Annotated in this window: 21 protein-coding genes; 14 read left to right on the top strand and 7 right to left on the bottom strand. The window is 70.9% G+C overall.

The features are described from left to right. Window positions 1–47: 47 nt before the first annotated feature. On the bottom strand, window positions 48–374 hold the full coding sequence (locus ALIDE2_RS22000) for a PsiF family protein (RefSeq protein WP_013520833.1): 327 nt from the start codon (window positions 372–374) through the stop codon (window positions 48–50). Window positions 375–498: 124 nt separating this feature from the next. Between ALIDE2_RS22000 and argS the strand changes: the two genes are divergently transcribed. The 7 genes from argS to ALIDE2_RS21965 all read left to right on the top strand — a co-directional run bounded on the left by argS (window position 499) and on the right by ALIDE2_RS21965 (window position 7,207). Next, complete coding sequence (gene argS, locus ALIDE2_RS21995; RefSeq protein ID WP_013520832.1) at window positions 499–2,202, top strand: arginine--tRNA ligase; 1,704 nt, start codon at window positions 499–501, stop codon at window positions 2,200–2,202. A 12-nt stretch (window positions 2,203–2,214) separates the two neighbouring features. Then, window positions 2,215–2,850: an SPOR domain-containing protein gene (locus ALIDE2_RS21990; RefSeq protein WP_013520831.1), complete on the top strand. Its 636-nt coding sequence runs from the start codon at window positions 2,215–2,217 to the stop codon at window positions 2,848–2,850. Between the two features lie 79 nt (window positions 2,851–2,929). Next, entirely contained in the window at window positions 2,930–3,586 is a 657-nt protein-coding gene (locus tag ALIDE2_RS21985) for a thiol:disulfide interchange protein DsbA/DsbL (RefSeq protein ID WP_013520830.1), read from the top strand. Window positions 3,587–3,705: 119 nt separating this feature from the next. Beyond that, a complete protein-coding gene (lptA, locus tag ALIDE2_RS21980) occupies window positions 3,706–4,350 on the top strand; it encodes a lipopolysaccharide transport periplasmic protein LptA (RefSeq protein WP_013520829.1) in 645 nt (214 codons plus the stop codon). Window positions 4,351–4,358: 8 nt separating this feature from the next. Further along, entirely contained in the window at window positions 4,359–5,147 is a 789-nt protein-coding gene (gene lptB, locus ALIDE2_RS21975) for an LPS export ABC transporter ATP-binding protein (protein WP_168728198.1), read from the top strand. A gap of 49 nt (window positions 5,148–5,196) precedes the next feature. After that, window positions 5,197–6,750, top strand: coding sequence for an RNA polymerase factor sigma-54 (locus ALIDE2_RS21970; RefSeq protein WP_013723188.1), 1,554 nt, complete (start codon window positions 5,197–5,199; stop codon window positions 6,748–6,750). 13 nt (window positions 6,751–6,763) lie between these two features. Next, window positions 6,764–7,207 (top strand): acyl-CoA thioesterase, encoded by a 444-nt coding sequence (locus ALIDE2_RS21965; RefSeq protein ID WP_013723187.1) that lies wholly within the window; start codon window positions 6,764–6,766, stop codon window positions 7,205–7,207. A 1-nt stretch (window position 7,208) separates the two neighbouring features. Here the strand turns inward: ALIDE2_RS21965 and ALIDE2_RS21960 are convergent, their stop codons facing one another. Further along, a complete protein-coding gene (locus tag ALIDE2_RS21960; RefSeq protein ID WP_013520825.1) occupies window positions 7,209–9,032 on the bottom strand; it encodes a methyl-accepting chemotaxis protein in 1,824 nt (607 codons plus the stop codon). Window positions 9,033–9,144: 112 nt separating this feature from the next. Here ALIDE2_RS21960 and ALIDE2_RS21955 point away from each other — a divergent pair, with 112 nt between their 5' ends. From ALIDE2_RS21955 to ALIDE2_RS21925, 7 genes are all read left to right on the top strand, one after another. Beyond that, window positions 9,145–10,413 (top strand): THUMP domain-containing class I SAM-dependent RNA methyltransferase, encoded by a 1,269-nt coding sequence (locus ALIDE2_RS21955; RefSeq protein ID WP_013520824.1) that lies wholly within the window; start codon window positions 9,145–9,147, stop codon window positions 10,411–10,413. Further along, window positions 10,403–10,888, top strand: a complete 486-nt coding sequence (locus tag ALIDE2_RS21950) for a putative toxin-antitoxin system toxin component, PIN family (RefSeq protein ID WP_013520823.1) — start codon at window positions 10,403–10,405, stop codon at window positions 10,886–10,888. Before ALIDE2_RS21955 ends, ALIDE2_RS21950 begins: the two co-directional genes overlap by 11 nt. A 432-nt stretch (window positions 10,889–11,320) precedes the next feature. Next, window positions 11,321–12,136 (top strand): YecA/YgfB family protein, encoded by an 816-nt coding sequence (locus ALIDE2_RS21945; RefSeq protein WP_013723186.1) that lies wholly within the window; start codon window positions 11,321–11,323, stop codon window positions 12,134–12,136. 302 nt (window positions 12,137–12,438) lie between these two features. Next, window positions 12,439–13,875 (top strand): sensor histidine kinase, encoded by a 1,437-nt coding sequence (locus tag ALIDE2_RS21940; protein ID WP_013723185.1) that lies wholly within the window; start codon window positions 12,439–12,441, stop codon window positions 13,873–13,875. Then, entirely contained in the window at window positions 13,872–14,477 is a 606-nt protein-coding gene (locus ALIDE2_RS21935; protein ID WP_013723184.1) for an ANTAR domain-containing response regulator, read from the top strand. The genes ALIDE2_RS21940 and ALIDE2_RS21935 overlap by 4 nt, the downstream gene beginning before the upstream one ends. 277 nt (window positions 14,478–14,754) lie before the next feature. Further along, window positions 14,755–16,995, top strand: a complete 2,241-nt coding sequence (locus ALIDE2_RS21930; RefSeq protein ID WP_013723183.1) for a putative bifunctional diguanylate cyclase/phosphodiesterase — start codon at window positions 14,755–14,757, stop codon at window positions 16,993–16,995. 2 nt (window positions 16,996–16,997) lie between these two features. Next, window positions 16,998–18,626, top strand: a complete 1,629-nt coding sequence (locus ALIDE2_RS21925; protein WP_013723182.1) for a methyl-accepting chemotaxis protein — start codon at window positions 16,998–17,000, stop codon at window positions 18,624–18,626. A 12-nt stretch (window positions 18,627–18,638) separates the two neighbouring features. Here the strand turns inward: ALIDE2_RS21925 and ALIDE2_RS21920 are convergent, their stop codons facing one another. The 5 genes from ALIDE2_RS21920 to ALIDE2_RS21900 all read right to left on the bottom strand — a co-directional run bounded on the left by ALIDE2_RS21920 (window position 18,639) and on the right by ALIDE2_RS21900 (window position 23,609). Then, complete coding sequence (locus ALIDE2_RS21920; RefSeq protein WP_013723181.1) at window positions 18,639–19,157, bottom strand: CinA family protein; 519 nt, start codon at window positions 19,155–19,157, stop codon at window positions 18,639–18,641. A 6-nt stretch (window positions 19,158–19,163) separates the two neighbouring features. Beyond that, window positions 19,164–19,691, bottom strand: coding sequence for a phosphatidylglycerophosphatase A family protein (locus ALIDE2_RS21915; RefSeq protein WP_013723180.1), 528 nt, complete (start codon window positions 19,689–19,691; stop codon window positions 19,164–19,166). Between the two features lie 77 nt (window positions 19,692–19,768). Beyond that, window positions 19,769–20,959: an acetate/propionate family kinase gene (locus ALIDE2_RS21910; RefSeq protein ID WP_013723179.1), complete on the bottom strand. Its 1,191-nt coding sequence runs from the start codon at window positions 20,957–20,959 to the stop codon at window positions 19,769–19,771. Next, on the bottom strand, window positions 20,956–22,395 hold the full coding sequence (locus ALIDE2_RS21905) for a bifunctional enoyl-CoA hydratase/phosphate acetyltransferase (RefSeq protein ID WP_013723178.1): 1,440 nt from the start codon (window positions 22,393–22,395) through the stop codon (window positions 20,956–20,958). Before ALIDE2_RS21905 ends, ALIDE2_RS21910 begins: the two co-directional genes overlap by 4 nt. Window positions 22,396–22,472: 77 nt before the next feature. Further along, entirely contained in the window at window positions 22,473–23,609 is a 1,137-nt protein-coding gene (locus ALIDE2_RS21900) for an ABC transporter permease (RefSeq protein ID WP_013723177.1), read from the bottom strand. Between the last annotated feature and the right edge of the window lie 4 nt (window positions 23,610–23,613).

Raw genomic sequence — 23,613 nt, 5'->3', positions numbered from 1 at the left:
CCCCGCGGACCGGGCGGCGCGCGGGGCCGTGTGGCGCAGGCTGCCGGTCAGGCCGGCTTGTTGCTCAGGCACTCCTTCATGAAGGCCTTGCGCTCGTCGCCCTGGAGCTTCTTGGTCTTGGCGTCGGCGTTGCAGCTCTTCATTTTGTCCTGCTGCGTGGCCGGCTTGCTGGCGCTCAGGCACTGTTTCATGAAGGCCTTGCGCTCGTCGCCCTTCCTGTCGCCGGCCTCGGCGTTGCAGGTCTTCATCTTGCTTTGCTGGGCCGTGGGGGCCTTGGACGGCGCAGAGGCGCCGGCTGCGGGGGCGTCGGCCGCGCGTGCGGCGAACGAAAAGGCAAGGCCGGCGGCAGCCAGCAGGGGAAGCAGTTTCTTCATGTAATGCTCCTGCGAAAAGGGGAATGGTGAAGGGCCCGCCGGCACCACGGCGCCTCGCGGGCCACCCAGCATAACGCGGGGGCGGCTCTGCCGGATGACGGGGTGACCCGTAGAATCCGACCCCATGCTCTCCGTCAAACAGGAATTGCTCGCGGCACTGGCCGGCGAGCTGGAACGACTGTCGCCAGGCGCCAGCAGCCGCGCGGCCTTCGAATCGCCCAAGGTGGCGGCCCATGGCGACCTCGCCTGCACGGCCGCCATGCAGTTGGCCAAGCCCTTGAAGCAGAACCCGCGCGCATTGGGCGAACAGCTCAAGGCCGCGCTCGAGGCCACGCCCGCCTTCGCGCAATGGGTGGATGTCATCGAGATCGCCGGCCCGGGCTTTCTCAACATCCGGCTCAAGAATGCCGCCAAGCAGCAGGTTGTGCGCGAGGTGCTGGCGCAGGGCACGCGCTTCGGCATGCAGCCGGCGCGCGGCGAGAAGGTGCTCGTGGAATTCGTCTCGGCCAACCCCACCGGCCCCCTGCACGTGGGCCACGGCCGCCAAGCCGCGATCGGCGACGCCATCAGCAACCTGTACGCCACCCAGGGCTGGCAGGTGCACCGCGAGTTCTATTACAACGACGCGGGCGTGCAGATCGACACGCTCACCAAGAGCACGCAGCTGCGCGCCAAAGGCTTCAAGCCCGGCGACGATTGCTGGCCCACTGACGCCGACAACCCGCTGGCCAAGAACTTCTACAACGGCGACTACATCCAGGACATCGCCAACGCCTTCCTGGCCAAGGCCACCGTCAAGGCCGACGACCGTGCGTTCACGGCCAATGGCGACGTGGAGGATTACGACAACATCCGCCAGTTCGCCGTGGCCTATTTGCGCAACGAGCAGGACAAGGACCTGCAGGCCTTCAATCTGCGGTTCGATGAGTACTACCTGGAGTCCAGCCTCTACGCCAACGGCCATGTCGATGCCACTGTGGCTCGCCTGATCGCCAACGGCAAGACCTACGAGCAGGATGGCGCGCTGTGGCTCAGGAGCACCGACTACGGCGACGACAAGGACCGCGTCATGCGCAAGCAGGACGGCAGCTACACCTACTTCGTGCCCGACGTGGCCTACCACATCCAGAAGTGGCAGCGGGGCTTCCGCAAGGTGGTGAACATCCAGGGCACGGACCACCACGGCACCATCGCCCGCGTGCGCGCCGGCCTGCAGGCGGCCGACGTGGGCATCCCCCAAGGCTACCCCGACTACGTGCTGCACACCATGGTGCGCGTGGTGCGCGGCGGCGAGGAGGTCAAGATCAGCAAGCGCGCGGGCAGCTACGTCACGCTGCGCGACCTGATCGAGTGGACCAGCAAGGACGCCGTGCGCTTCTTCTTGCTCTCTCGCAAGCCCGATACCGAGTACACCTTCGACGTGGACCTGGCCGTGGCGCAGAACAACGACAACCCCGTGTACTACGTGCAGTACGCCCATGCGCGCATCTGCTCGGTGCTGCGCGGCTGGCGCGAAGACTGCGACGTGGGCGCGCTCACGGACGTGGACCTGTCCCCGCTGGAGGGGCCGCAGGCCCAGGCGCTGATGCTGCTGCTGGCCAAATACCCCGAGATGCTCGCGGCCGCGGCCGCCGGCAACGCGCCGCATGACGTCACCTTCTACCTGCGCGACCTGGCCGCCGCCTACCACAGCTACTACGACGCCGAGCGCATCCTGGTGGACGACGAGCCCGTCAGGCTGGCGCGCCTAGCCCTCGTCGCCGCCACTGCGCAGGTGTTGCACAATGGCCTGGCAGTGCTGGGTGTGTCGGCGCCAGCCAGAATGTGAGTGACCACTGATATGAAAAAGCAGCAACGCGGCGGCACCATCGTGGGCTTCATCCTCGGGGTGATCGTCGGGCTGGGAGCGGCGCTGGCCGTTGCCGTCTACGTGACCAAGGTGCCCATCCCCTTCCTGAACAAGAACGCCACGCGGGCGTCCGACCAGGACGAGGCGCAGCGCAACAAGAACTGGGACCCGAACGCCCCGCTGTACGGCAAGAACCCGGCGCGCCCCGCCGCACCGGCCAGCGCGCCCGAGGGGGCCGCGGTGGCCACCCCGGCCGAGCCGGCATCCGCTGCGGCGCCCGTGCCGCGCACGGCCGACAACCGCACGGCCGCGTCCCAGCCGTCGGCCGATCCCCTCGGCGATCTGGCGCGCGCCAAGGCCAACGCCGCGCCCGCGCCCGCCGGTGCCGACCCGTTCCAGTACTTCGTGCAGGCCGGCGCCTTCCGCACCCAGCAGGATGCCGACGCGCAGCGCGCCAAGCTGGCCATGCTGGGCTGGGAGGCGCGCGTGAGCGAGCGCGAGACCAATGGCCGCACGGTGTTCCGCGTGCGCGTGGGCCCGTTCGCCAAGCGCGACGATGCCGAGGCGCTGAAGGAAAAACTCGACGGTGCTGGCGTGGACTCGGCGCTAGTGCGAGTGCAGCGCTGAACTTTTTGCGCCGGCCGATGCTCACAACCTTCCTTGGAGCGTGAACACGCCCTAACCAACCCAGGAGTGATCCCTACCCATGAAACGCCGTGAGTTTTCCCTGTCCGTCGCCTCTGCGGCCACCGCCGCCGCACTGGGCCTGCCCGTCGCCACGCCCGCCCTGGCGCAGGCGCGCCAGTTCAAAGAGGGCAAGGACTATGTCAAGCTGGGCAAGCCCGTGGCCACCGAGGCGCCGGCCGGCAAGGTCGAGGTGATCGAGTTCTTCTGGTACAGCTGCCCGCACTGCAACACGTTCGAGCCCAGCTTCGAGGCCTGGCTCAAGGCCGCGCCCAAGGACCTGCAGGTGCGCCGCGTGCCCGTGGCCTTCAACGCCAGCTTCGTGCCGCAGCAAAAGCTCTACTACACGCTCGAAGGCATGGGCAAGCTGCCCGAGCTGCACGCCAGGGTGTTCCGTGCCGTGCACGTGGAGCGGCAGGCGCTGAACAAGGACGAGCTGATCTTTGACTGGATCGCCAAGCAGGGCGTGGACATGGCGAAGTTCAAGGAAGTCTACGGCTCCTTCACCGTCGCCAACCAGGTGCGCAAGGCCTCGCAGCTGCAGGAGGCCTACCAGGTCGAGGGCGTGCCCTCCATGGGCGTGGCGGGCCGCTACTACACCGACGGCACCATGGCCGGCAACATGCAAAACGTGCTGCAGGTCGTCGAATATCTGGCCGGCGTGGTGCGCAAGGGGTGACGCCGCGCGTTTCCCCTGCACGAGGCGCGCCCCCGGGCGCGCTTTTTGCTTTTTGTTTGCGCGGCGCCGGGCCTGCGGCGGCGAATGCGTTATTACAATGACCGCAAGAATCGTGCCCTATGAGAATCCGACTGCCCTCCCTCCTTCTGCTCGGCGCCCTGGCACTGGCCTGGCTGCCGGGCGCGCATGCCGAGAAGGCTGACCGCAACAAGCCCATGAACATCGAGGCCGATGCGCTGCGCCACGACGAGCTCAAGCAGACCAGCGTGTTCACCGGCCATGTGGTCATGACCAAGGGCACCATCGTGCTGCGCGGCGAGCAGCTGGACGTGCGCCAGGATCCCGATGGCTTCCAGCACGGCGTGGTGACGGCCGAGCCGGGCAAGCGCGCCTTCTTCCGGCAAAAGCGCGACACGCCGCCGGGCCAGCCCGACGAGTTCGTCGAGGGCGAGGGCGAGGTCATCGAATACGACGGCCGCGCCGACACCGTGAAGTTCACCCGCCGCGCCGAGCTGCGCCGCTACCGCGAGGCCCAGCTCACCGACGAGGTCAAGGGCGCGGTCATCGTCTACAACAACCTCACGGATGTGTTCACCGTGGACGGGCAGAAGACCGCGCCGGCCGGCACCAGCGCCGGCACGCCCGGCGGCCGCGTGCGCGCCGTGCTGTCGCCCAAGGAGCCGGCCTCGGGCACGGCGGCGCCGCCCGCGCGCACCGAGCCGCCCGTGCTGCGCCCCACTCCCAGCCTGGGTGGCATGCAGTGAGCGCGGTCGTGGACGAGACGCGCGCGCAGGGCGCGCCCGGGGCGCCGCAGGACGGCGCCAGCCGGCTGGAGGCGCTGCACCTGCAGAAGTCCTACGGCAGCCGCAAGGTGGTCAAGGACGTGTCGCTGGTCGTGCAGAAGGGCGAGGTGGTGGGGCTGCTCGGCCCCAACGGCGCGGGCAAGACCACATCGTTCTACATGATCGTGGGCCTGGTGCGCAGTGACGGTGGTGACATCCGCATCGACGGCCATTCGGTGGCCAACATGCCCATACACCGGCGCTCGCGCCTGGGCCTGTCCTACCTGCCGCAGGAGGCCTCGATCTTCCGCAAGCTCAACGTGGAGGACAACGTGCGCGCGGTGCTGGAGCTGCAGACGGACGCGGACGGCCGGGCGCTGCCGCGCGACGAGATCGAGCGCCGGCTCACCGAGCTGCTGCAGGAGCTGCGCGTGGACCACCTGCGCCAGTCGCCCGCGCTGGCGCTGTCGGGCGGCGAGCGCCGCCGCGTGGAGATTGCCCGGGCGCTGGCCACGCAGCCGCGCTTCATCCTGCTGGACGAGCCCTTCGCGGGCATCGACCCGATCGCCGTGATCGAGATCCAGCGCATCATCGGCTTCCTGAAGGCGCGCGGCATCGGCGTGCTCATCACCGACCACAACGTGCGCGAGACGCTGGGCATCTGCGACCACGCCTTCATCATCAGCGACGGCCACGTGCTCGCACAGGGCACGCCGTCGGAAATCGTCGACAACGCGGAAGTGCGCCGGGTCTACCTGGGCGAGCACTTCCGCATGTGAGAGACATGGGCCGCGGCACGACGCGAGGCCGGACGGCGGGGGCCGGGCCATGAAGCCCAGCCTGTCGCTGCGCGTCTCGCAGCACCTGGCGCTCACGCCGCAGCTGCAGCAGTCCATCCGCCTGCTGCAGCTGTCCACGCTGGAGCTGGCGCAGGAGGTCGAGCAGATGCTCGACGAGAACCCCTTCCTGGAGCGCACGGTGGACGACGCGCCGCTGGATGAGCCGGTCGCACCCCCGTCGGACGAGGGCGGCCGCCGGGCCGAGGATGCTACGCCTTCAGGAGCTGCTGACGCAGATTGGACGGGCGATGAGGGCCAAAACGATGCTCAAATGCCCGATATCGCCGCTCCCACCGACTGGGACGGCGACACCGACATACCGGGCGACGACCGCGAGTGGGGCAGCGATGCGCCCGCAAGCGTCGGCAGCGGCTCTGGCGATGGCGACGAGGCCGACGCCGCGGACCTGGCGCACGGCCACGAATCGCTCGCAGACCACCTTGAGCGCCAGGCCCTGGCGCTGCGCCTGTCCGAGCTGGACATGGCGGCGCTGCGCTTTCTCATCGGCTCGCTCAACGACGACGGCTATCTGGACGAGCCGCTCGAATCCCTGGCCGCGAGCCTGGCGGACACGGGCGACCCCGAGCAGCTCGATGAGCTGGTGCACCGCCTGACCGTGGCTCTGCGCCTGCTGCAGAGCCTGGACCCCGCGGGCGTGGGCGCGCGCGGCCTGGCCGAATGCCTGGCGTTGCAGCTGCAGGCGCTGGACCGGGAGGAGGAGGGCGACCCCGAGGTGATCCAGGCCGCGCTGTGCATCTGCCGCCAGCCGCTCGACCTGCTGGCGCGGCGCGACGTGCGCCGCCTGGCCCAGGCCTGCGCCGCGAGCGACGACCTCACGCGCGCCGCCATGGCGCTGATCGCGCGGCTGGAGCCGCGCCCCGGGCGGCGCTTCGCCGACGTGGAGCGCAACGTCATCGTGCCCGACGTGATCGTCAGGAAGATCGGGCGCGGCGCGCAGCAGAGCTTCAGCGTCCGCCTCAACCCCGACGTGATGCCGCGCCTGCGCGTGCACGACGTCTACGCCAACGCCCTGCGCGGCGGCAGCAAGGGCGACGGCCACCAGGCGCTGCAGGCCAGGCTGCAGGAGGCGCGCTGGTTCATCAAGAACATACAGCAGCGCTTCGACACCATCCTGCGCGTGTCCAGCGCCATCGTGGAGCGGCAGAAGAACTTCTTCGTGCATGGCGAGCTGGCCATGCGCCCGCTGGTGCTGCGCGAGATCGCCGACGAGCTCGGCCTGCACGAATCCACCATCAGCCGCGTGACCACGGCCAAGTACATGGCCACGCCCCAGGGCACGTTCGAGCTCAAGTACTTCTTCGGCTCGGGCCTGGGCACCGAGACCGGCGGCAGCGCGTCGAGCACGGCGGTGCGCGCGCTCATCCGGCAGTTCGTCGCCGCCGAGGATCCGCACAAGCCGCTGTCGGACGGCCAGATCGCCGACATGCTCAAGGAGCAGGGCATAGAGTGCGCGCGCCGCACCGTGGCCAAGTACCGAGAGGCGCTGAAGATCGCGCCCGCCAACCTGCGCAAGGCGCTATAGAAAGAGATACCCCATGGCACGCATCGTCTTCGACCTGCCGGCGCACTTCGGCTTCAGCACAGAGCTGCAGGTCTACATCAGCCACGTCAACCAGGGCGGCCACCTGGACAACGCCCAGCTGCTCAGCCTGGTGTCGGAGGCGCGCGTGCGCTTCTTCAAGTCCCTGGGCTATACCGAGGCGGACGTGGCGGGCCTGTCCACCGTGGTGGGCGACATGCTGGCGCAGTACAAGTCCGAGGCCTTCCATGGCGAGACGCTGCGTGTGCAGATGACGCCGCAGGATTTCAACCGCTACGGCTTCGACCTGGTGTTCCGCATGACGGAGAAGTCCCAGGGCCGAGAGGTCGCGCGCGGCAAGACCGGTATCGTCTTCATCGACCGGGCCGCGCGCAGGCCCGCGCCCATTCCCGAGCCCGTGCGCCAGCTGCTGCTGGTGGCCGGCTCGGCACCGTCGTAGTTCAAGCCAGCAGCCTTTGCGCGGCCGCTCCCTGCGGCAGTCTGAAGGCCGCGACCAGCTGCGCCAGGTCCTGAGACTGTTGCCGCAGCGACTGCGCGGCCGCCGTGGCCTGCTCGACCAGGGCGGCGTTCTGCTGGGTGCCCTGGTCCATCTGAGAGACGGCCGAGCCGATTTCGGCAATGCCCGTGCTTTGCTCCTGGCTGGCGCTGCTGATCTCGGCCACGATGGCGCTCACGCGGCGGATGCTGTGCTCAACCTTGCGCATGGTCTCGCCCGCGTCCCGCACCAGGCGGCTGCCGGCGTCGACCTGCTGCACCGAGTCGTCGATCAGCGCCTTGATCTCCTTGGCCGCGGTGGCGCTGCGCTGCGCGAGCTGGCGCACCTCGGCGGCCACCACGGCAAAGCCCCGGCCCTGCTCTCCGGCGCGGGCGGCCTCCACGGCGGCGTTGAGCGCCAGGATGTTGGTCTGGAAGGCGATGCCGTCGATGACGCCGATGATGTCCTCGATCTTTTGCGAGGCGCTGTTGATCCCGTCCATGGTCTGCACCACCTGCTCGACCACGGCGCCGCCCTGGCTGGCCACCTGCGACGCGTCCTGCGCCAGCGTATCGGCCTGCCGGGCGTTGGCGGCGTTCTGCTGCACCGTGGCGGTGATCTGCTCCATGGCGGCTGCCGTTTCCTCCAGCGAGCCGGCCTGCTGCTCGGTGCGCGCGGACAGGTCGTTGTTGCCGGTGGCGATCTCGCCGCTCGCGATGCGCACGGATTCGGCGGCCTCGCGCATGCGCAGCAGCACGGCGGCGATCTTGTCGGCGAACTGGTTGAAGGCCTGCGCGATCTGCGAGAGCTCGTCGCGGCCCGAGACGTCCATGCGGCGCGTCAGGTCGCCCTCGCCCGAGGCGATGCCCTGCAGCGCATCGCGCACCAGCGCCAGGCGGCGCAGCATGCGCGCCACCGCCACCGCCATCACCAGGCCGGCGGCCAGCACGAAGAGCACGGTGCTGAGCATGGCCACGTGGCCGAGCCGGTCGAGGGCGGACAGGGCGTCGGCCCGGTCGGCCGCCACGGCCAGCATCCAGGGCGTGCCCTCGACCCTGGCGGCGTAGAGCAGTTGTGGCTTGCCGTCGATGGTGACCTCGCCATGGCCCTGCTGGCCGGCCAGGCGCGTGAACAGGGCGGAATCGAGCCCGGGCGCCAGCTCCTTCACCGGCTTGAGCGCCAGTGCCTGGTTGGCGTGCGCCAGGATGTTGCCCGTGGTGCCGTCGATCAGGAAGGCGAAGCTCTTGCCAGTGGCACGTATGCCGGTGACCTTCTTCACCACCGTGGTCAGGTTGATGTCCGAGCCCACCACGGCCACCGTGCGGCCGCCCTCGATCACGGGCTGGACCAGGCTCACCGTCAACTGGCCCGTGGCCGAGTCCGGGTAGACCGGCGTGATCGCCGGCCCGCCCGCGGCCACGGCCTGCTTGTACCAGCCGCGCGCCGTGCCGTCATAGCCCGCGGGCCGGGGCTTGGTGAAGGCGTGGCGCTTGTCCGCCATGACGAAATAGGCCAGGTCCAGCCCGGCTTTTTCGGCCGCCTGCAGGAACGGCAGGGGCTGCTCCTCGCGCACGGCGATCAGCAGGGAGCCGGTGAGCTGCTGCTTGTCCGCGATCCACTGGCCCAGCTCGGCGGCGTGCTGCCGCGTCAGCCCGCCGATGCGCTCGTCCAGCGCCTGCAGCATGTTGGAACGCACCACCACGTAGGCCACCAGGGACAGCCCGAGCAGCGACAGGGTGGCGACGGCGATGCTGACCCCGATCAGGCGGGCGCGCAGGCTTTGGAACATGGTGTCTCCGTATTTGTTGTGCAATCGTGTTGAATGTTACCGTTTGTGATGAAAGGAAGTTCATGCCAGCGGGAAAGCCCGGGTGCCGCAGCGCTTATGCTTGTGGCGCTTTATGAACACCCTGCAACTCTTCCTGCCCTGCGCCGCCGGCGTCGAGGGCTTCCTGGCCGACGAGGTGCACGGCCTCACGGGCCTGGCCGGCCAGGATCTGCTGGTGGGCCGCGCCGGCGTGCTGGTGCGCGCCGCCTGGCGCGACGCGCTGCTTCTCAACCTGCACAGCCGCCTGGCCCAGCGCGTGCTGGTGCAGCTGGCCGAGCGGCCCTACCGCAGCGAGAACGACATCTACGCGCTGGCCGGCGACGTGGCCTGGGAGGCTTGGTTCACCCCGCGCCAGAGCTTCAAGGTGGAGGTGACGGCGCAGCACAGCCCGCTCAAGAGCCTGAACTTCGCCGCCCTGCGCGTGAAGGATGCCGTGGCCGACCGCTTCCGCGCCAAGGGCGGCAGCCGCCCCGACGTCGAGACGCGCTGGCCCGACGTGCGCATCCACCTGCACCTGACGCGCGAGCACGCGCAGCTGTACATCGACACCTCGGGCGAGCCGCTGTTCAAGCGCGGCTGGCGCGAGGACAAGGGCGACGCGCCGCTCAAGGAAACCCTGGCCGCCGCCATGATCGCTGCCACGGGCTGGGATCCGCATGGCGATCAGCCGCTGCCGCTGTACGACCCCTGCTGCGGCAGCGGCACCGTGGTCATCGAGGCGGCGCAGATCGCCTGCCGCATCGCGCCCGGGCTCAGGCGCCGCTTCGGGTTCGAGAAGCTCCTGCCCTACCAGGCCCATGTCTGGTCTGCTATTAAAGAGGAAGCTGCTGGGGCAGTTGTGACAAGCCCTGTTCCTATTTTCGGCAGTGACGTATCGCACCGCATGGTGGACTTCGCCCAGCGCAACGCCGAGCGCGCCGGCGTGACGGGCGCCGTGCAGCTGCGCGGCGGCGACGCGCTGCAGCGCATGCCGCCCTGCGAGCAGCCGGGCGTGATGCTGCTCAATCCGCCGTATGGTGAGCGCATCGCGGCGGCGGGGTCGGCCGGCCGCAGTGCGCGCGAGCGCATGGCCGTCGTCGCGCGCGCTGGCCGCGAGAGCGCGCAGACCGAGGACGGCGTGGACTTCTTCCAGCAGCTGGCCGCGCACTGGAAGCGGCACTACGCCGGCTGGCAGGCCTGGCTGCTCACGCCCGACCTGAAGCTGCCGGGCAAGATGCGCCTGAAGGAGTCGCGCCGCGTGCCGCTGTGGAACGGCCCCATCGAATGCCGCATGTTCCGCTTCGACCTGGTGGCGGGCCCGGCGCGCCCGCGCACGCCCGCGGGAACCACCGATGCGGCCTGAGCTGAGCCTGCCGCGGCATGCGCCTGCCGGCGGGCCGGCATGCCCCGTGGTGCTGGACACCAACATCGTGCTTGACCTATTCCTCTTCGCCGACCCGGCCGTGGCCGCCGTGCGCGCGCTGCTGCAGGCGCGGCGCCTGGAGTGGATCGCCACGCGGCCCATGCGCGACGAGCTCGAGCGCGTGCTGCAGTACCCTCACCTGCAGCCGCGCATGCAGTACTACGGCGTGGCGGCGCAGGACGTGCTGGCGGCGTTCGACGCCGGCACGCGGGCGGTGGAGGTGGCCGCGCGCGCGCCCTGCGCCTGCAAAGACGCGGACGACCAGAAGTTCATCGACCTGGCGCTCGCGCACCGCGCCATCCTGGTGTCCAAGGACAAGGCCGTACTTTGCATGCGAAAAAGGCTGCTAGCCCTTGGTGTACAAGTGGTGACAGCTATTGTTTTGGTAGAGGGCGCAGTGCCCTGCAGCGCCTGAGCACGGGTCAGCCGAGCAAGGCCCAGGCGCCACAGCGCCAGCAGGGGCTGCGGCCCATGGGGCACGGCAGCCAGCACCTCGTCGGCGAGCGACGGGGCGTTCTGCCCGGGCGGCGAGCACCCGGGGCATGCGCGGCCCCTGGTCCGCCAGCTGGCGCAGACGCCGCACTATCGGTGGCGATGGCCGCCCGCCCGCCGTGGTTGGGCACGGGACGCAGCACCGGCAGGTGCAGGAGGGCGGCCAGCCTGCCCAGCAGGCAGTGGTAGTGCCACATGCCGTTGTCAGGGCCGGCGCGCTTGAGCCAGACCTGCTCGCCACCCAACTGGTAGCGGGCGATGGCGCGGTGCGGCGCTACACTGGCCGGTCCTGGCCGGCAAGCGGGAAATCATAGTCGTGAGCCTTGCCGCCGCCCACATTACCCGCGTGACCGTCATGACCGAATCCAGCGCCTCCGCCAGCCCCGCCCTGGGCCCCGATGAACTCGACGAGCTCGACGCCCTGCTCGACGAGCTGCGCACGCGCGAGGAGGACGTGCCGCAGTGGGAGTTCTGCGACGGTTTCCTGACGGCCCTGGCCTGCACGCGCCGCCCCGTGCCCGCAGCCGAATGGCTGCCCATGCTGCTGGGCGACGGCCTGCCGCTGCAGGCGCCCGAGGGCGAGCCCCTGCCGCTCGTGCCCACCTTCAGGGACCTGGCGCAGCAGCAGCGCTTCCTCGCGCTGTGGGAGCTGCGCAGCGCCGAGGTGGCGGCCCAGCTGGACGCGCAGGCCGAATCGCTTGACGCCGACGATGCCTTCCAGCCCGAGGTCATCGACATGCGTGGCGCCATCGCCAGCCTGCCCGAGGAGGAGCGCGCCGAGATGGAGGGCCAGGAGACCCCCTCGTTCGGCCAGGTCTGGGCGCTGGGCTTCATGTTCGCCGTGGAGAACTGGCCCGACGACTGGGCCGCCCCGCGCGACAAGGAGGCCGCGCAGTGGCTGGACGATGCGCTGGACGCCATCGTCGCCCTGACCGAGGACGACACCGGCAGGCCCGAGATCTGCATGTACGACGAGGACGGCCCGCCCAGCACCAGCCGGGAGCGCCTGGAGGTCTTCGGCGAGGCGATCTGGGCCGTGTACGACCTGCGCCAGCTCTGGCGCAGCCTGGGCCCGCGCGTGGAGACCATCGTCAAGGGCGCCCAGCCCGGCCGCAACGACCCCTGCCCCTGCGGCAGCGGCAGGAAGTACAAGAAATGCTGCGGCGCGTGACGGGCCTGCAAGCCGCACCGGCCTGAAGCAGGCCATCCGCGGGCAGCCGGCTGCCAGACGTCGAGCGGCTTTGTCTTTGACGTGTGTCAATCTGTTAATCTGGCGGGCCATTTGTAATGAAGGGCCTGCTCAGCCCTGCTCCTCTCTCCTCCTATGCACGCGTGTGTCGTCGCTCCCCTGTATGGCCGCCCCCGCGTGAAGGCGCGCTTCCCCGCGCGGGCGCCACGCAGGCCGCAGGGCCCCGGGACGCGGACGGATGGCCGGTGCGATGGCTGCGCCGGCGGGGCGGAGCGGTGGCGGGCATGGTGCTGACGGCCCCTTCGCAGCAGCGCGCGTGGCGCCGGGGCGTGGCCTGGCACCGGGTGGCCGAGGGCGTGCTGGTGTACGCGCTGGCGTTCGCCGCGGGGCAGGTGATTTTCCTGGGCTGGGGCGGCGAGCAGTGGCGGCCGCTGGCCCACGCCTATTGGCAGTTCCTCTTCGTGGCCTGGGCGGGCATGCGCCTGGGGCTGGCGGGCACGGCGGGGCTGCTGTGCCTGGTGGCCGTGCAGGCGGGCTGGGGCACGCTGCAGCGCCAGGGCTTCTTCGCGCAGGACCTGCAGGCGAGCGGGGGACTGGGCTACGGCGCGTACATCGTGATCCTGTCCATTGTCGGCATGGCGCTGGCCTTCTACCTGGACATGCTGCGCCGCCAGAGGGCGGACGTGCGCATCGCCGCGATCGCGTTCGAGTGCCAGGAAGGGCTGCTGATCACCGATGCCCGCGGCGTGATCCTGCGCGCGAACCGGTCGTTCCTGGCGATGTCGGGCTACGCGGCGCACGAGGTGCTGGGGCGGACGCCGCACTTCCTGCGCGCCGCCCGCAGCGCGCAGCAGGAGGCCTCCGACGGGCCGCCGCCCTGGCCGGCGCGGCAGCGTCAGGAGTGGCACCGGCGCAAGTCGGGCGAGCGCTATCCCGTGTGGTTCACGTGTACGCCGGCCATGGATTCCCGGGGCGTGGTGACGCACCATGTGCTGACCCTGACCGACATCAGCGACTGGCGGCGGCAGAAGGCGCAGCGGCGCCAGCGCGAGCAGGCCCACCGCGCCGCGCTGGTGCGCGAGGTGCACCACCGCATCAAGAACAACCTGCAGGGCGTGACGGGCCTGCTGCAGACGCTGGGGCAGCGCCACCCCGTCCTGCGCGATCCGATCACCGAGGTCACGGGGCAGGTGCAGAGCATCGCCGTGCTGCACGGCCTGCAGGGGCGCAGCCGTACGGACCAGGTGCGCCTGTGCGAGCTGGTGCAGGAGGTGGCCGCCGGCGTGGGCGCCCTGTGGGGCGTGGCCATCGCCGTGCAGCTGCCCGAGGATGCCGGCGCGGGCGGGCTGTCCTGCCGCATCCAGCCCGCGGATGCCGTGCCGCTGGCGCTGATCGTGCACGAGTTGCTCCTCAACGCCGTCAAGCATGGCGGGCGGCAGCACCAGGACGTGCAGGTGACGCTGAACGCGCGCGAGGAACCGCAGCAGGCCTGCCTCGTCGTCTCCAATCCCGGGCAGTGGCCCGAAAGCTCCTCCGACGCGCAGGTGGGCCTGGAGCTGGTGGCCACCCTGATGCCGCGCCTGGGCGCCTCCCTGGCGCTGGAGCAGGCCGGCGAGCGCGCCGTGGCGCGCCTGTGCCTGCAGGCGCCCGTGCTCTTGCCGGGCGGGACGGACGCGGCGCCAGAGAGCAGCCGCCTTGCGCACGAGGGGGCCGCGGCATGACGTGCTCCGGCGACGCGCATGGCTCGGCCAGCCTGCTGCTGGTGGACGACGACCGGCTGATCCTGGGCACTCTGGCCGCGGGCCTGCGCCACATGGGCTACCAGGTGGCCGTGGCCGACTGCGTGGAGCAGGCGGAGGCGCTGCTCGGCGGCGGCCTGCACCCCGACCTCGCGATCGTGGACGTGCGCCTGCCGGGGCGCGACGGCCTGTCGCTGGCGCAGCGGCTGGCCGAGGTCGACCACGTGCCGTTCCTGATGCTCAGCGCCTACAGCGACTCCGGCGTCGTGGAGCGCGCCACGCACAGCGGCGCCCTGGGCTACCTGGTCAAGCCGCTGGCCCTGAACCAGATCCAGCCGGCGATCGAAACCGCGCTGCAGCGCGCCGGGGAGCTGGAGGGCCTGCGCCGCACGCACGCGCAGCTGCAGGCCGCGCTCGACGCCGACCGCGAGATCAACGTGGCCACCGGCATCACCATGGTGCAGTACCGCATGGCGCGCCGGCCGGCCTTCGAGCTGCTGCGCAATGCCGCGCGCGCCCAGCGGCGCAAGCTGAGCGCGGTGGCGCAGGAGATCGTCCGGGCCTGCGAATCGCTGCATCGTTGATGTAAATCAACAAATAGATAAGTATTTGCACCGATGTGGCGCAGGGGCCACTGAACAAAAAATACCTATTTATTCGCGCGGCCCTGCCCCGCCGCGCCGCGCTTTCCCCAGGCCCTGAACACGCCTTCTCCGGCGCTCGCCCGCAACGTGGACGAGCCTGCTGCCAGCAAGGTATGTGTTTCATGGTGGGTATTCCCCGGTTCTGCAGATCGATGGCCGTGCGCGCCCGCGCACGGCGGCGCGCGTGCCTGCCCGTGCGAGGCGCGGGGGCCGCCGCATGATGGCGGCCGCCGGCTGGCGCCAGGGACCGAAGGCCATCCGGCGCCTGTGGCGCGCCGCGGGGCTCCAGGGCCTGCTCTCGCGCCTGCGCATAGGCACGCGGCTCGCGGTCATGATGGTCCTGGCGGTCATGGTGGCCGGGCTGCTGGCGGCGGCCGGCATCCGGGGCCTGGCCGCATCCAAGGAAAGCCTGAGGGTGGTGTACGAGGACCGCATGGCCCCCGTGCGCACGCTGTCGCAGATCGCGCAGCTCATGCTGGCCAACCAGCTGTACCTGCAGCTGGCCCTGGCGCCGGCGGCGGCGTCCGCCGCGGCGGCGCTGGACCCGGTCTCGGCGCGGCAGGCGGCGCTGCAGGTCGAGCGCAACGCGCGGGCCATAGACCGGCTGTGGGCGGAGTACCTGTCGGTGCCGCGCGAGGGCGACGAGCTGGCGCTGGCGCAGCGCTTCGGCCGGCACCGCGCGCGCTACCTCGACGAGGCCCTGATGCCTGCGGTGGCGGCGCTGCGCGCGCTGGACTACCGGGACACGCGCCGGCTGGCCGAGAGCGCCCGGGTGCTGTACGAGCAGGCCTACCCCGAGATCGAGGCGCTGATCCGCCTGCAGTTCGACTTTGCCGAGGCGGCCTACCGCGAGGGCGTGCGCCGCTACGAGTACACGCGCTGGCTGGCCCTGGGGGCCTTGCTGGCCTCCATGGCGGTGCTGAGCTGGCTGGGCCTGCTGCTGATCCGCTCCATCGCCGAGCCGCTGCGGGAGGTCATCGCGGTCTGCGACCGCATCGCCGGCGGGCAGCTCGACACGGCCATCGCCGTGCAGGGGAGCGACGAGATCAGCAACGTGTTCCGGGCGCTGCGCTCCATGCAGGCCCGGCTGCGCCGGAGCGAGCAGGCCATCCACAAGCTGGCCTACTACGACGCGCTGACCGAGCTGCCCAACCGCGTGCTGCTGCGCGAGCGCATGCAGCAGGCCCTGGATGGCGACGGCTCGGCGGGCCACGGCGCGCTGCTGCTGGTGGACCTGGACCATTTCAAGGTCATCAACGACACGCTGGGCCACGAGGAGGGCGACAAGCACCTGCGCCAGATCGCGCGGCGCCTGACGGACGCCGTGGCGGGGCGGGGGCTGGTGGCGCGCCTGGGCGGGGACGAGTTCGTCGTCCTCGCGCAGCACCTGCATGCCGGCGAGGCGCGGGCCCAGGCCCAGGCGCGGGAGCTGGCCGAGCAGGTGCTGGCCGCCATCACCTCGCCCATCCACCTGGCGGGGCGCCCCATGCACACCAGCGCCAGCCTGGGCGTCTGCATGTTCCGCCCGGGCGCGAGCTCCACCAGGGATCTGCTCAAGAGCGCCGACACGGCCATGTACCAGGCCAAGAGCGAGGGCCGCAACGGCTATCGCTTCTTCGACCCGGTGCTGCAGTCGCAGCTGGAGGCCCGCGCGGCGCTGGAGACGGCCCTGCACGGCGCCATCGGGGCCGGGCAGCTTGCGCTGCACTACCAGGTGCAGGTGGATGCGCTGCGCCAGCCCGTGGGCGTGGAGGCGCTGCTGCGCTGGCGGCATCCGCTGCACGGCCAGGTGTCGCCGGCGCAGTTCATCCCCATCGCGGAGGCCTCGGACCTGATCCTGACGCTGGGCGAATGGGTGCTGCAGACGGCCTGCGCCCAGCTGCAGGCCTGGGCCGGCCAGCCCCATACGCGCGCCCTGACGGTGTCCGTCAACGTGAGCGCGCGCCAGTTCGCGCAGCCGGGCTTCGTGGAGCAGGTGCATGCGGCGCTCGCGCGCACCGGCGCCAGGGCCGACCTGCTGGTGCTGGAGCTGACCGAGAGCGCGATGCTGCACGACATCGCCGACACGGTGCGCAAGATGCAGGCGCTGCGCTGCCTGGGCGTGCGCTTCGCGCTCGACGACTTCGGCACGGGCTACTCCTGCCTGTCGCAGCTGCAGCGCCTGCCGCTGCACCAGCTCAAGATCGACCGCAGCTTCATCCAGGACATGGGCGCGCGCGCGAGCGACGCGGTCATCGTGCAGACCATCGTGGGCATGGCCCGCACCCTGGGCCTTCACGTCGTGGCCGAGGGCGTGGAGACCGAGGCGCAGCGCACGGTGCTCGCGCAGCTGCAGTGCCCGGCATTCCAGGGCTATCTGTTCGGCGTGCCGCAGCCCGCGGCGGCGCTGGAGGCATGGCTGCTCGGCCAGCACGGGGGCTCTCCCGCGCCGGCCGCTTCCCCGATTTTTCAGAGGTAAACATGAATCGATTCAGGATTTCCACCCGTGTATCCCTGCTGGCCGGCGCGCTGTCGCTGCTGATCCTGGGCATAGGCCTGCTGGGGCAATGGGGTGTCGCCCAGGCCAATGCGGACATGCGGGTCCTGTACGAAGAGCGCCTTGCGGCCACGGCGCGGATGGGGCAGATCCAGTCCCTGCTGCTACGCAACCGCCTGGCGCTCGCCGCCGCCCTGGTGACCCCCGTGCCCGGGCAGATGCGCGCCAGCGCCGACGAGGTGGACGCCAACATCGTCGCCATCACCCGCATCTGGGACGAATACCTGGCCGACCACCGCGAAGGGCTGGCCGGCGAGGAGAAGCGCCTGGCCCAGGACTTCGCGCAGCACCGCCAGCGCTTCGTGCAGCAGGGACTGAAGCCCGCGGTCGAGGCCCTGCGCGCGCAGCAGCCGCAGCGGGCGCAAGAGGTTGTGCTGGAGGCCGTGCGCCCGCTCTACGGGCCCGTGGGCGCCGGCATCGACGCACTGGTGCGCTTTCAGCGCGATCAGGCCCGCATGGCCTACGAGGCTGCCGACGCCCGCTACGCCGCCATCCGCGCGCTGTCGCTGGGGGCCATCGGCGGCGGGCTGCTGTTCGCGCTGCTGTTCGGCGTGGCCCTGGTGCGCGGCATCACCGGCTCGCTGGCGCGCGCGGTCGAGGCCGCGCAGTGCGTGGCGCGCGGGGACCTGGGCCGCCCCATCGAGGTGCGGGGGCGCGACGAGACGGCCCAGGTGCTGCAGGCGCTGGCGGCGATGCGCGCGCAGCTGGCGCAGGTGGTGCGCGGCATCCGCAGCGGCAGCGAGAGCGTGGCCAATGCGGCGGTCCAGATCGCCGCGGGCAACCAGGACCTGGCGGAGCGCACCACCGCGCAGGCCGGCGCGCTGGAGGAGCAGGCCTCCGCCATGGAGCAGCTCACGGCCTCGGTGGAGCACAGCGCCGCCAATGCGAGCGAGGCGCAGAAGATCGTCGCGCGCGCCAGCGACACCGCCACGCAGGGCGGCGAGCTGATGGCGCAGGTGGTGCGCACCATGGACGACATCCACAGCTCGGCGGGCAAGATGGCCGACATCATCGGGCTGATCGACGGCATCGCGTTCCAGACCAACATCCTCGCCCTGAACGCCGCCGTCGAGGCCGCGCGCGCGGGCTCCCAGGGGCGCGGCTTCGCCGTGGTGGCCAGCGAGGTGCGCGCGCTGGCCGGGCGCTCGGCCGAGGCCGCGCGCGAGATCAAGCAGCTCATCGACGAGAGCGTGGGCCGCGCCGCCGATGGCGCGGCCGTGGTCAACCGCGCGGGCGCCACGATCCAGGAGGCGGTGGACGCCATAAGCCGCGCCGCGCCGCTGATGCTGGAGATCAGCAACTCCAGCGCCGAGCAAAGCGTCGGCATGGCGCAGATCGGCATGGCCGTGCAGCACATGGACGAGAGCACCCAGCGCAACGCCGCCCTCGTGGAGGAGATGTCGGCCGCGGCCGAAGGCCTGCGCGCCCAGGCCCAGGAGCAGGTGCAGGCCATCTCGGTGTTCCGGCTGGAGGAGGAGCAGCCCCACGCCCTGGAGCTCGCCCGGCCCGCATGGGAGCCGGCGCCGGCCATGCCCGCCCTCCAGGCGCGGTGAAGGGCCTGGCGGCTACGCGCCCAGCAGCGCCCGCAGCCGCCCCAGCGCATGGCGCACCGTGGCGCGGCGCACGGCGGCGCGGTCGCCGTCGAAGCGCCGCATCTCGCCATGCGTGGCGCCATCGACGTGCCACCCGAACCACACCGTGCCCACGGGCTTGCCAGGCGTGCCGCCCGTGGGCCCGGCGATGCCGGTGACCGCCACGGCCACCTGCGCCGCGCTGTGCCGCACGGCACCCTGGGCCATGGCGCGCGCCACGCTCTCGCTCACCGCGCCGTCCCGGTCGATCAGCGCGGCGGGCACGCCCAGGCATTGCACCTTGGCGGCGTTGGAGTAGGTGACGAAGCCGCGCTCGAACCACTGGCTCGACCCCGCGAGGTCGGTGCAGGCGGCGGCGATCATGCCGCCGGTGCAGCTCTCGGCCGTGGCCAGCATCCAGCCGCGCGCGAGCAGGGTGCCGGAGATATATGCCAAATCGACCTCCAGCGCCCGACCATCAAGCGCTGGTAGCTCATCTTTCGATAGTGCCATGGTGTGCTACCCGATGAAGTGGCGCCACAGCGCGATGACCAGCAGTGTGCAGAACGCGGCCACCAGGTCGTCGAACAGGATGCCGAAGCCCCCGCGCCAGCCAAAGCCCTTGAACAGCTGGTCCGCCCAGGCCACGGGGCCGGGTTTGGCGGCATCGAAGTAGCGAAACAGCGCAAACGCGACGAGCTGCCCCCAGAAGCCCATGGGCATGGCCAGCCACAGCACGATCCAGATGGCGATGATCTCGTCCCAGACGATGGCGCCCGGGTCGGCCACGCCCATGTGGCGCGCCGTGACGGTGCAGGCCCACCAGCCCACGGGCAGCGCCAGCGCGATCAGCAGGCCCAGGCCCAGCGGCGTGAGCCACAGCGGCAGCACCAGAAAGGCCAGCCAGCCCCACAGCGTGCCCACCGTGCCGGGTGCGGTGGGCGACAGCCCGCTGCCAAAGCCCAGGGCCAGGAAATGGGCCGGGTGGGCCAGCAGAAAGCGCACGCCGGGGCGGCGCGGTGGGGCTGTGTCGGTGGCGTTGGACATCGCGCGATTTTAGGAGGGGGCCGTGCGCGCCGTGGATCCCCGCCCGGGCGGGGATGGCGGGAAACGGTGGCCGCGCCTCAATGCACGCCCAGCAGGCGCGTGGTGTGCCAGGCGGCCACCCATTCCTCGTTGGTGCGCTCCACGGCCACGGGGATGCGGCTTGCCGGGCTGGAGATGAGATCGGCGCTCTGCGCGTTGGCCTCGGTGTCCAGCGCCACGCCCAGGTAGGCCAGGCCCGCGCAGACGCGCTCGCGGATGGCGGCATTGTGCTCGCCGATGCCGGCGGTGAAGACCAGCATGTCCAGGCCGCCGAGCACGGCCACGAGCGCGCCGATCTCGCGCACGATGCGGCGCACGTACAGCGCCAGCGCGGCCTGCACGCGCGCATTGCCCTCTTCCTGCGTGAGCAGCACGCGCGGGTCGGACGACACGCCCGACATGCCCAGCAGGCCGCTGCCGTGGTAGAGCAGCTGGCCCACGTCGTGCAGCGACAGCTTTTCGATCTCCATCAGGTACAGCAGCGCGCCGGGGTCGAGCGCGCCGCAGCGCGTGCCCATCATCAGGCCGTCCAGGGCCGAAAAGCCCATGCTGGTGGCCACGCTCTTGAGGTCCTGCATGGCGCACAGGCTGGCGCCGCTGCCCAGGTGGGCGACGATGGTGCGCCCGCGCGCGGTGTCGCCGTAGCGCTCGGCCAGGGCCAGCGACATGAACTCGTAGGACAGGCCGTGAAAGCCGTAGCGGCGCAGGCCGCGCTCCCACGCGTCCCAGGACAGCGGCAGCATCTTCTCGACCTCGGGCAGCGTGTGGTGGAAGGCCGTGTCGAAGCAGGCCACCTGCGGCAGATCCGGCATGTTGTGCAGCAGCGCGCCGATGGCTTCGAGCGCGAACGGCTGGTGCAGCGGCGCGAGCGGTATGTAGCCGCGCAGGTCGCCCAGCACCGCCGCGTCCACGCGCACCGGGTCCTGGTACTTGGCGCCGCCGTGCACCACGCGGTGCGCCACGGCGGCGATGCGGTGGCCGCCCCGGGCCATGCGCTCGCGCACGCGCATGCGGATGTGCTCCAGCGCGGCGCTGTAGGGGTGGGCCGCGTCCAGCGCCACCGGGCCGGGGGCCACGCCGGTCTCGCCGAACGTGGGCGCGGGGCCGGTGATGCCGTCCACCTTGCCGTTCCACAGGGGCCGGCGCGGCAGCGGCCGCGCGCCGGCGTCGAACAGCGCGAACTTGATGCTCGACGAGCCGCAGTTCAGCACGAGGACGAGGTCGGTCATAGCGGCGCTCCCTGGTAGTGGTGCGCCAGCAGCACCGCCATGGCGCACGAGGCCAGGCGCGTCTCGCGCGAGTCGGCGCGGCTCGTGAGCACGATGGGCACGCGCGCGCCGAGCACGATGCCGGCGCTGGCCGCGTCGCCCAGGTATTCGAGCTGCTTGGCCAGCATGTTGCCGCTCTCCAGGTCCGGCACCACGAGGATGTCGGCCCGGCCCGCCACCTCGGAGACGATGCCCTTGGTGCGCGCGGCGGCGATCGAGACGGCGTTGTCGAACGCCAGCGGCCCGTCCAGCAGGCCGCCCGTGATCTGCCCGCGGTCGGCCATCTTGCACAGCGCGGCCGCGTCCAGCGTGGCGGGCATGCCGGCGTTGACGGTCTCCACCGCCGCCAGGATGGCCACGCGCGGCTCGGCCACGCCGATGGCATGCGCCAGGTCGATGGCGTTGCGCACGATGTCGGCCTTCTGCTCCAGCGTGGGTGCGATGTTGATGGCCGCGTCGGTGATGATGAAGGGGCGCGGGTAGGCGGGCGTCTGCATCACGAAGCAGTGGCTCACGCGCCGCTTGGTGCGCAGGCCGCCCTGCGAGGCGACCACGGCGGCCATGAGTTCGTCGGTGTGCAGGCTGCCCTTCATGAGTGCCTGCACCTGGCCCTCCTGCACCATGGCCACGGCGCGCGCGGCGGCTGCGTGGCTGTGCGCCACGTCTTCGATGGCGATGCCGCTCAGGTCCAGGCCCGCCTTTTCGGCCACGGCCATCAGGCGTGCGCGCGGGGCCACGAGCACCGGGTCGATGATGCCGGCGGCATGCGCGTCCAGCGCGCCGCCCAGGCTCAGCGGGTCGCAGGGGTGGACGACGGCGGTGCGCAGCGTGCCCAGCGTGCGCACATGCTCCAGCAGACGCTGCACGCCGTCCTGGCCCACACGCAGGCGCACCTCGGGCAGGGTGGTGCGTGCGCGCTCCACGCGCTCGGTGGGGGCAACCACCTCGGCGTCGCCGCTGATGACGGTGGCGCCGTCCTGGTTGATGCAGGTGCAGGCCAGCGTCAGGCGTTTTTTGGCTTCGTCACGCGCGCGCACGGCGACGGTGATGCGCAGCCGGTCACCCACGCGCACGGGGGCCAGGAACTTCAGCGTCTGCCCCAGGTAGATGGTGCCGGGACCGGGCAGGCGCGTGCCCAGCACGGCCGAGATCAGCGCGCCGCCCAGCATGCCGTGGGCAATCACGCCATGAAAGCGCGTGGAGGCGGCAAAGTCCTCGTCGAGGTGCTGCGGGTTCACGTCGCCCGAGAGCAGGGCGAAGAGCTGGATGTCCTGCTGGGTCAGCGTGCGCTCGATGCTGGCGCTGTCGCCGATGGCGATCTCGTCGAAGGTGCGGTTGCGCACGATGGAGAGCTCGTCTTGCGGGGCGGTGAGGGATGATGGTGCTGTATCCGGCATGGAACTCCTTGGGGGTTTGGCGTGAAGCGGCCGCGCCGGGGCGGCAGGCGGCTGTTTCACGGCGGCGAAATCATCATTCAGGCCATCTGGCTGATGGTCTTGCGAAAGCGCGAGAGCGAGAGCGCGAACAGCGCGCTGCCGATCAGCGCCAGGATCAGGAAGGGCTTGTACACCACGTCGATGCCGGCGCCCCGGTACAGGATGGCCTGCGCGAGTTCGACGAAATGCGTGGTGGGCGCCACCTGCATGACGCGCTGCACGAACAGCGGCATGGATTCAAACGGCGTGCTGCCGCCCGAGAGCATCTGCATGGGCAGGATGGTCAGCATCACCAGCAGGCCGAACTGCGGCATGGTGCGTGCCACCGTGGCCAGGAAGATGCCCATGGACGTGGTGGCAAACAGGTGCAGCGCGACGCCGGCCAGGAACAGCGACGCCGAGCCCTCGATGGGCATGCCCAGCACGCCGCGCAGCATGACGCCCAGCGACAGCCCGGCCGCCACCAGCACCACCAGGCCCATGGCCCAGACCTTGCCGAGCATGATCTCGGTGGGCGTCACGGGCATGACCAGCAGGTGCTCGATGGTGCCGTGCTCGCGCTCGCGGATCAGTGCCGCGCCGGTCAGCAGGATGGACACCAGGGTGATGTAGTTGACGTACTGCATGGCGCCGCCGAACCAGGCCTGGGTCAGCGACGGGTTGAAGCGCATGCGCGCGTTCAGGTCCACGGGCAGCGTGGTGCTCGCGCGGTAGCGGCGCGTGAAGTCCTGCACCTCGCCGAGCACGATCTGCTGGATGTAGCCACTGCCGCTGAAGGCCTGGCTCATGCGCGTGGCGTCCACGTTCAGCTGCACGGCGGGTGCGCGCCCCGCCAGCACGTCGCGCTGGAAGTCGGGCGGGATGTTGAGCACGAAGGTGTAGGCGCCGGTGTCCATGCCGGCGTCCATCTCGTCGCGCGTGATCACGGCCGGCCGGGTGAACAGCGGCGGGTAGAAGTCGCCGATGATGCGCTGCGACAGCGGGGAATGGTCCTCGTCCACCACGGCGATGGCGGCCATGTGCAGCGTCTCGGGAATGGCGCGCGCCGACGAATACACGGCCACCGTGAACAGGTAGACGATGAGCACCAGCATCATCGGGTCGCGCCACAGGCTCCACAGCTCCTTGACGCCCAGGCGCGCGATGTTGGCCAGGTGGCGGGTGAATGCGTTCATGCCG

Source organism: Alicycliphilus denitrificans K601 (genome assembly GCF_000204645.1).
Classification (GTDB): domain Bacteria; phylum Pseudomonadota; class Gammaproteobacteria; order Burkholderiales; family Burkholderiaceae_C; genus Alicycliphilus; species Alicycliphilus denitrificans.
Note: the sequence above shows the minus strand (reverse complement) of the source record. Positions and strands in the feature narration are given on the sequence as shown.

Bases quoted from the DNA above. Each gene is read 5' to 3' on its own strand.
- ALIDE2_RS22000 (WP_013520833.1), bottom strand. From the start codon at position 374: ATGAAGAAACTGCTTCCCCTGCTGGCTGCCGCCGGCCTTGCCTTTTCG.
- argS (WP_013520832.1), top strand. From the start codon at position 499: ATGCTCTCCGTCAAACAGGAATTGCTCGCGGCACTGGCCGGCGAGCTG.
- ALIDE2_RS21990 (WP_013520831.1), top strand. From the start codon at position 2,215: ATGAAAAAGCAGCAACGCGGCGGCACCATCGTGGGCTTCATCCTCGGG.
- ALIDE2_RS21985 (WP_013520830.1), top strand. From the start codon at position 2,930: ATGAAACGCCGTGAGTTTTCCCTGTCCGTCGCCTCTGCGGCCACCGCC.
- lptA (WP_013520829.1), top strand. From the start codon at position 3,706: ATGAGAATCCGACTGCCCTCCCTCCTTCTGCTCGGCGCCCTGGCACTG.
- ALIDE2_RS21970 (WP_013723188.1), top strand. From the start codon at position 5,197: ATGAAGCCCAGCCTGTCGCTGCGCGTCTCGCAGCACCTGGCGCTCACG.
- ALIDE2_RS21965 (WP_013723187.1), top strand. From the start codon at position 6,764: ATGGCACGCATCGTCTTCGACCTGCCGGCGCACTTCGGCTTCAGCACA.
- ALIDE2_RS21960 (WP_013520825.1), bottom strand. From the start codon at position 9,032: ATGTTCCAAAGCCTGCGCGCCCGCCTGATCGGGGTCAGCATCGCCGTC.
- ALIDE2_RS21955 (WP_013520824.1), top strand. From the start codon at position 9,145: ATGAACACCCTGCAACTCTTCCTGCCCTGCGCCGCCGGCGTCGAGGGC.
- ALIDE2_RS21950 (WP_013520823.1), top strand. From the start codon at position 10,403: ATGCGGCCTGAGCTGAGCCTGCCGCGGCATGCGCCTGCCGGCGGGCCG.
- ALIDE2_RS21945 (WP_013723186.1), top strand. From the start codon at position 11,321: ATGACCGAATCCAGCGCCTCCGCCAGCCCCGCCCTGGGCCCCGATGAA.
- ALIDE2_RS21940 (WP_013723185.1), top strand. From the start codon at position 12,439: ATGGTGCTGACGGCCCCTTCGCAGCAGCGCGCGTGGCGCCGGGGCGTG.
- ALIDE2_RS21935 (WP_013723184.1), top strand. From the start codon at position 13,872: ATGACGTGCTCCGGCGACGCGCATGGCTCGGCCAGCCTGCTGCTGGTG.
- ALIDE2_RS21930 (WP_013723183.1), top strand. From the start codon at position 14,755: ATGATGGCGGCCGCCGGCTGGCGCCAGGGACCGAAGGCCATCCGGCGC.
- ALIDE2_RS21925 (WP_013723182.1), top strand. From the start codon at position 16,998: ATGAATCGATTCAGGATTTCCACCCGTGTATCCCTGCTGGCCGGCGCG.
- ALIDE2_RS21920 (WP_013723181.1), bottom strand. From the start codon at position 19,157: ATGGCACTATCGAAAGATGAGCTACCAGCGCTTGATGGTCGGGCGCTG.
- ALIDE2_RS21915 (WP_013723180.1), bottom strand. From the start codon at position 19,691: ATGTCCAACGCCACCGACACAGCCCCACCGCGCCGCCCCGGCGTGCGC.
- ALIDE2_RS21910 (WP_013723179.1), bottom strand. From the start codon at position 20,959: ATGACCGACCTCGTCCTCGTGCTGAACTGCGGCTCGTCGAGCATCAAG.
- ALIDE2_RS21905 (WP_013723178.1), bottom strand. From the start codon at position 22,395: ATGCCGGATACAGCACCATCATCCCTCACCGCCCCGCAAGACGAGCTC.
- ALIDE2_RS21900 (WP_013723177.1), bottom strand. From the start codon at position 23,609: ATGAACGCATTCACCCGCCACCTGGCCAACATCGCGCGCCTGGGCGTC.